The 7,786-nt window shown below is 42.9% G+C and carries 3 protein-coding genes; 2 read left to right on the top strand and 1 reads right to left on the bottom strand.

Features of this window, described 5'->3' with window-relative positions; genetic code table 11:
* Positions 1 to 115 precede the first annotated feature (115 nt).
* Positions 116 to 2,401, bottom strand: a complete 2,286-nt coding sequence (recQ, locus tag AB5Z01_RS13270; RefSeq protein WP_287216312.1) for a DNA helicase RecQ — start codon at positions 2,399 to 2,401, stop codon at positions 116 to 118.
* 251 nt (positions 2,402 to 2,652) lie between these two features.
* On the opposite strand from recQ, the gene AB5Z01_RS13265 reads away from it, so the two are divergent.
* Both AB5Z01_RS13265 and AB5Z01_RS13260 read left to right on the top strand, forming a co-directional pair.
* The gene (locus AB5Z01_RS13265; protein ID WP_287216311.1) at positions 2,653 to 5,247 is read left to right on the top strand and encodes an EAL domain-containing protein; all 2,595 of its coding nucleotides are present in this window, start codon (positions 2,653 to 2,655) and stop codon (positions 5,245 to 5,247) included.
* A gap of 83 nt (positions 5,248 to 5,330) precedes the next feature.
* Entirely contained in the window at positions 5,331 to 7,667 is a 2,337-nt protein-coding gene (locus AB5Z01_RS13260) for a GGDEF domain-containing protein (RefSeq protein WP_287216310.1), read from the top strand.
* The last annotated feature ends 119 nt before the right edge of the window (positions 7,668 to 7,786 follow it).

The following is a 7,786-nucleotide window of genomic DNA, read 5'->3' as shown; positions in this document are numbered from 1 at the left end:
AAAAGACTGCTTTCCTACCCTTTTAAGGGTGGTTGCAGTCTTTTTTTATTGCGCGTTTTTTTACAGCGCCTTTTTTTTGCATGAATGAAAACAGCCGCAAAACCGCATTTTATTATTAGTTTTGTACATCTTTGCTGAGTATCTCCTCTATGTTCTCAAAAATAAATTCCTGCGCCTGCTTTGGGAAAAGTATCGTCTTGTAGCTGTTTCCAAGCTGTGATATTTTTTCACGCTCTATTATTCCTGCTTCAGGGGAAAGTATTGTGGTTTCAAGAAAGCCCCTGCCGTTTGCACCGTCTTTTGCAAGATAATTTTCACCTATGAGCCATTCTTTTATGGCAAGTTTTATGCTTCTTATATCGCCGTCTGTGCCGAGCTGATAGAAAATGCTGTCGCATACCTCTGAAAGGGTCATATCCTGTTCTTTGCCTGAAAGCTCACCTGCGTGGGCGATTATATATTCCTTTGTGCTTTGACCGCCAACCGCATTTTGCTTTTGCAGATAGCCCTCAGGGATATATTTATAACCCGAAGCGGCGTCAGGATTTTCCTTGAGATATTTCTGTATCTCAGCTACAAAGTATCTTCCATAACGTTCCTGCTTTGACTTGCCCACCCCTGAGATATTCAAAAGCTCCGTCTGCGTCTTAGGCAGCTTTATACACATATCACGCAGTGAAGCGTCTGTAAGAATGATATATGCAGGCAGACTCGCCTGTGTCGCAAGCTTGCTCCGCACAGCTCTGAGCCGTCCGAAAAGCTCCTTGTCAAATGTCGTAACTTCGTCCCTGCCGATCTTTGTGACCGTTTCGCTCTTTGGCTTTTTCTTTGGAAGGCGTATTGTAATAGTCTTTTTGTCCATTAATATCTCTGCGGACCTTCTTGTAAGGGTAAGCACAGAAAAATCCCCGTGTGAAGTCTGTGTGATGTAATCATCAGCTTCAAGAAAAGCTATGAGCCTGCGGATATAGACCTGCGTGGAGTCTTTCATTATGCCGTAGGTTGAAAGAGTGGAAAGGTCAAAACGCTTTACCTTTTCGGAGTCTGAGCCTTTAAGTATCTGTGCTATGACACCTGCTCCAAAAGAAAGGTTTCGCTGGTGAAGTCTATAAATGCAGGAAAGCACTTTTTGGCAATCTACAGAAACGTCAACTTCTTCTGTTTCTCCGAAATCACCCAAACAGCCTGAGCAGTTCTGACAAGGCTTGTCCTGCTTCTCACCAAAATATCCAAGGATAAACTCTCTCAGACAGCCATTTGTATTGCAGTAATCGGTCATCTTTTTCAGACGCATAAGATCACGTTTGCGTATCATTTCAAGAGTGTCATCGTCAAGGTCGGGATTGTCATGAGAATTGTTTATAAGAAACTTGTTGGTCGCAACGTCCTGACCGCTGTAGAGCAAAATGCACTTTGCTTCGTTGCCGTCACGTCCCGCTCTGCCTGCCTCCTGATAATAGCTTTCAATATTCTTAGGCATATTATAATGTATGACATAGCTCACGTTTGATTTGTCTATTCCCATGCCGAAAGCATTGGTCGCCACCATGACCTGGACACGATCAAAGATAAAATCGTCTTGATTTTTACGCCTTTCCTCATCAGAAAGTCCTGCATGATAGCGTGAAGCGTTGTAGCCGTCGGCACAGAGCTTTTCACACACGCTCTCAACATTTTTTCTTGTAGAGCAGTAGATTATTCCGCAGTTGTCCTTGTATTTCTCAACTATCCTCACTGTTTCACTATATTTGTCATGAGGGTGAGAAACGCCAAAGTAGAGATTTTTTCTGTCAAAGCCTGTGGTTATGGTGAAAGGGTCACGGAGTTCAAGCATTTTGATTATGTCCGCTTTTACTTCTGCGGTGGCAGTGGCGGTGAATGCGCTGACGATAGGGCGGTAGGGAAGTTTGCCAAGAAACTCGGGTATCTTCATATAGGAAGGTCTGAAATCCTGTCCCCACTGAGATACGCAGTGGGCTTCGTCCACCGCAAGCATGGATATCTTCACCGACGAAGCCAGTGACAGAAACGATCCTGTCATCAGCCTTTCAGGTGCAACATATATTATCTTGTACATACCACGGGCGGCGTTTGATATAGCCATTTCATACTGTGCCGCCGTCAGTGACGAGTTCAGATACGCTGCCCTCACTCCCGATTGTATCAGCGAGTTCACCTGATCTTTCATAAGGGATATGAGCGGCGAAACAACTATAGTTATCCCGTCAAACATAAGAGCAGGTATTTGATAGCACATAGATTTGCCTGCGCCTGTTGGCATAACTCCAAGGCAGTCACGCCCTGCAAGTATGCTGTCTATTATCTGCTCCTGACCGTTTCTGAACTGAGAGTGTCCGAAAAAGTCCTGAAGCACTGAATACTTATTGCGAAAATCTGTCATTTTATCCTAACTTTCCATTGTGTGTATGCTTATATTATACTACCAAAAACCAGCTAAGTCAAACAGATATACAAAATTCCATGCACGATTTTGTAACATCTTTTCGTTAGTCGCTATTGTAAATTTATCGGGATTGTGTTATAATAGGCTTGGTAAATAATTAGTTATAAAAATATAAAAAATTAACAAATCTCCAAAGGAAGGATTGTCTGAACACAGTCGTATATTCAGGCATGGTGAAGATCATGGATATGGAAAATAAATTGTGGCAAAGCTATTTTGGTGCTGTCTGGGGAAAGGTTTGTTCAATATGGCACAATATCGGCGGGTTTGTTATGGACGAGAAAAGCGGAAAGTTTTATGCCGATGAAAACTGTCGTGCTCTTATGGGACTTAGAGAGAACACAGATTATGACAAGTTCAGAGATATAGTTGCATTGAACGGCGGAGGACGAGATCTTGGCCTGCCGTTGTGTATAGAACTTCTTGACACTCCAAGTGGCATTACCGCCGGAATAGTGTATCTGTCGAAAGAATATATGTCAAAAAGTGTTTTTGAAGGGCTCGACATTATACCACAATCAGAGCTTGTAAGACTTCTTGATGGAATGACACGCTCATCATTGCTTGCTCTTGTAAGATTTGATGGAACAGGGAAGCTTTTGGATTCAGACTACTGCATAGGTGAGGCACTTAAGGCGGTTGTCGCAGTTATGCCTGAAAATACTGTAACGGCATTCAATTCAGACGGTCAGTTTTGGATATATGTTCCACGCTTTGGAGGTAAGCCTGAGGAGTTTGCTGACAATATACGTAAAGCGGTGAAGGAGTGTTGCCTGCCAGATGAATTTGGAGTGAGATCGTCTTCAAATCATTCGCTGTCTGTGACGGCAGGCATAAGCAGCGGCTTTGAAGTGCCAGCAAGACTCATGCACGCAGCAGGCTTTGCACTCTATGAAGCTAAGGCAAAGGGTGCAGGCAGTATTTGTTGCTTTGATCCTGAAAAATATGCAAAGCAGAAGAGTGATATCGAGAATATCAGGGCTTTTTCAGAGCTTCTTGATAAAAATCTGTTTACATATCATTTTCAGCCTATCGTTAGTTCTTCAACAGGCGAGATAGTCGCTTATGAAGCGCTTATGAGAACAAAGGGAAATATAGCACTCAATCCGCTTCAGATACTCAACTGTGCTAAAAATTTCGGCAGACTTTACGATATAGAGAAAGCTACACTGAAAAATACGCTTAAATATCTCAGCAAGCATCAGCTCGATTTTGAAAACCGCAGGCTGTATATAAATTCAATATCATCTCATGCTCTTGACGATAAGGATTTTTATGCGATCGTCAATGACTATGGCGAACTTCTTGAAAAGGTCGTTATCGAAATGACAGAGCAGACAGAGATCAGCGAGGACGACCTCGATAGAATAAGGGTGCGTCTTGAAAAGAACAATATGAGCCTTGCTATTGACGATTACGGCACAGGCTATTCAAATACATCGAATCTTCTGCGATATGATCCTGAGGTGGTAAAGATAGACCGTTCCCTCATTTCTGGCATTGACCAGAATCCTAAGGCTCAGAAGATAGTTTCAAAAATGGTGGAATATTTCCATTCAAGCGGATATACCGCACTTGCAGAGGGCGTTGAAACAAGCGAAGAACTTAAAACCATGATATATTTCGGCGTCGATCTTATTCAGGGTTATTATGTTTCTAAGCCGAAGCCTGTGCTTATCCATGATATCTCGGAAAATATCCGTGAGGAGATAGTGGCTTACAGTATCGAGGCTGGAGATAATGATAAAAAGGTCTATCACGCTGAGGATAATGACGTTATCGACCTTGCTGAGATGTATAAAAAAAGATATTCTGACATTTTTCTCGGCACAGGTACATTTACTCTTTCAGGAAAGGCTGAGGACGATCGTGCAGTGCCTTTGTCCGTGACAATTGGTAATGGTGTTGATTGCGTCATTCATTTGAAAAACGCATGGCTCACTATATATGAGGATCTGCCGATCATAAGGCTAGGCACCGGTTCGAGAGTCAGGATAGTGTGCAGCGGTGAAGATCGTATAGACGGCAGAGGTATTTATGTTCCTGAGGGATCGTCGTTAGAGCTTGTAGGCTCAGGTGAGCTTTATATCAGATCAGAATCACAGGATTGCTATGCAATAGGTACTGACAGCAAGCAGCCTTGTGGAAGGATAGCTGTCGCAATGACAGGTGTTCTTGATATAACTGCAAATGGCGACAAGTGCGTCGGCATAGGCGGAGGAGGCTGCAAAGACGGTATTGTCATTGCAGGCGGTGATATAGCTGTAAATTGCAGTGGCGATAGGTGCGTTGGTATTGGAAGCATCGATGGCGACGCAGATGTGACTATATCAAACTGTGGCTGTAGACTAAAGCTTGCGGCAGGAGTATCGGTCGGTATAGGTACTATGAGCGGCAGTGCTGATATAAGCATTTCAGACTATAACATGAGCTGTGTGCTTTCGGGAAATAATCTGACTGCAGTGGGAGTTACGAGTAACGGTACCGGAAGGATATGTATTCTTGATGGCAGGCTCAACATTTCCATGAAAGGAAGAACTCTCAACTGTGTGGGAACAAGGGGCGGCGAGCTGGATTGTGAGCTTAAAAATACTGTCTTTAAGCTTTATTGCGAGGGCGGTTCTGTTTCAGGTGTTGGAGATAAAACTGGTAAAGGTGACGTGACAGCACAAAGCTGTCAGTTCGACGTAATGTTCCTTACAGGCGATGGCTGGTGGCTTGGAAGTCCGAATGGTACGCTTTCAGTAGTCGACTGTAAGAAAGATATCAAGATAAACAAATAAGGCAAAGCCCATAGGCGTGCCTTGTGTGACGCTGCTTTAGATCGTCTGAAGCAGCACGGCTGATTTGTACGGAGGATCATGAGATGATGAATGATACTGCTAAACGCAGACGTATAAAAATAGGACTTTTGGTGAGCCACCTTGAAGATGATTTTGACGATGCGGTTGCAGAGGGCGCAATGATAGGCGCAGAGCAGTGCGACGCCGACCTCGTTATTTTTCCAGGCAGATATATAGATGGGGTCTATGCCGATAAGCTGAGAACGGTGTATGAGTATCAGTATAATACTTTGTTCGATATGGCGGCGGCAAATAAGTTCGATGTTCTGCTTGTGCTTATCGGCACACTGGGAACATATCTTGACAACGAGCATAAGGTTCAGTTTCTGAAAAAATTTGCTGGAACGCCTGTTATAACTATAACGGCACATATTGATGGTTATCCTTGTATCATGCTCGACAACAGAACGGGAATGAAGGAGGCTATAGAACATCTTATAAAGGTGCATGGCTGTAAAAAGATAGGTATGGTAAGCGGACCTAAAACAAGTGATGATGCCCTTGAAAGACTTGACGTTTACAAGGAGACTCTTGAGGAAAATGGTATCATCTATGACGAAAAGCGTGTTGCATATGGTAATTTTTCGAAATTCTGTGTTGACGAAGTCGGAAAGCTAATTGACGATAATCCAGAACTTGAAGCTATAGTTTTTGCAAACGACCAGATGGCAATCGCAGGCTATAAGGCTATGGAAGAGCGTGGGATACGTCCTGGCAAGGATATCCTTGTGACAGGCTTTGATGACGATCCAGTGGCTGAGGAGCTTAACCCGCATTTGACGACTGTCAAGGCTGACCCTTCTGAGCTTGGCTATCATGCCGTTCAGGAGGCTGTGAACTACGTTATAAATAAGGCTATAAACAACGATAAGATCTCTTCGGGAATGGTAAGAAGAAATTCCTGCGGCTGTCAGGGAAACTCAAAATTAAAGACCATATCTTTTGGCCGCATATCAGATGATCCGGAAGCGTTTGCAAGAAGAATGAGCCAGTTTTTGTTCAATAAATACAGTGCAAGTGAAACAACTGCGAAAATGCGAGAAGTTTACGTCAAGATAATATATGCTCTTGATGATTATGCCCGTGAGGAAAATCTTGATAATGAGGTCAAAAAAGACAAAGTATTAGAAATGATCTCAACTCTTGCCAGTGAAGAATTTTTTAGGTTTGTGAACGTTGATGAGCTTTATGCTTCTGTTGAGTATATTCAGCAAAAGCTTATCTCTCGTTTTGATAACATGGAGAAGCATTTGAAGTTAAATCAGACTTTTATTCAGATATACAAGATACTGGCAGAACGCAATGCGAATTACTGTAAGGAAAAGCTTGAGGATAATGAGTTTCTTGCATGGCAGGCAAACTCTATCACAAGGGATATGCTTGTGTTTGAAGCTTATGATGACAGAGCATATGAGACCGTTGTGGATAAGCTTACGAGGCTTCATATGGAATCAAGCTTTCTGTTCAGCTTCGAGCCTGCCCTTATTCACTTCGGTACAGATAAGTGGCAACCGCCGGAATATATGTATCTCAAAGCCTATCACAATGGTTCTGACGCTATCCAGCTCCCACATGAAGAGCAGGCTGTAAAGTATACAGAGCTGTTGTCGAATAAGTATCTGCCAACAGACAGACGTTATACATTAGTGGTATCACCATTGTTCTCTAACGAGGAGCATTACGGAATACTGATGTGTGAGATAAAGCATGAGTATTTTAATTATTTGCAGTCGGTGACAGTTCAACTTTGTGCGGCGCTTAAAATAATAACCTTGATGAAGCAGCAGGCTGTTACCCAGAAGCAGCTTAAAAAGAGCCTGATCGAGATCAAGGAGAACAATGAGCTTCTTCGAGATCTTTCAAGGCAGGATGCTTTGACGGGATGCTACAATCGAAGGGGATTTTTTGAGGAGCTTCGTAAAAGACTCAGCAATGACAAAAACGAGGGTGAAAAGGCTATCATGGTCTTTGCCGACCTTGACTGTCTGAAAACCATAAATGATAAATTTGGTCACGAGGAGGGCGACTTTGCTATACTATCTGCGGCAAAGATACTTAAACACTCTTTTGGCAACAGCGAGATAGTGGGTCGTATAGGTGGCGATGAGTTCGTTGTATGCGCTTTTCTTGATAATGCAATAGATATCCCGTCAATGAGAAACCATATAGAAGCGGTCACAAGAGAATACAATATTAAATATGCCGCCGATAAGCCATATATAATCCATACGAGCGTAGGCGTTTATCCGTTCGTATGCAGTGCCACGCTTGAGATAGGAGAGCTTCTCAGCCATGCTGATATCCTGCTTTATGAGGAAAAAAAGCACAAGAGAAGTATTCTTAAAAGCGATTATGAATAACATTTGCAGGCTGTCTGAAAAAGGTAGCCTGCTTTTTTGTTTTTTGTAGGTTTGTCAATCATATTGGACACTATTATTAAGAAATTCGATAGGCGAAAACCATTTGAGGGGACGCATAG

The organism is Ruminococcus sp. RTP21359st1_H3_RTP21359_211015 (assembly GCF_040909065.1).
In the GTDB taxonomy this organism is placed as follows: domain Bacteria; phylum Bacillota; class Clostridia; order Oscillospirales; family Ruminococcaceae; genus Hominimerdicola; species Hominimerdicola aceti.
This window is presented reverse-complemented; position numbering and strand designations above follow the sequence as displayed.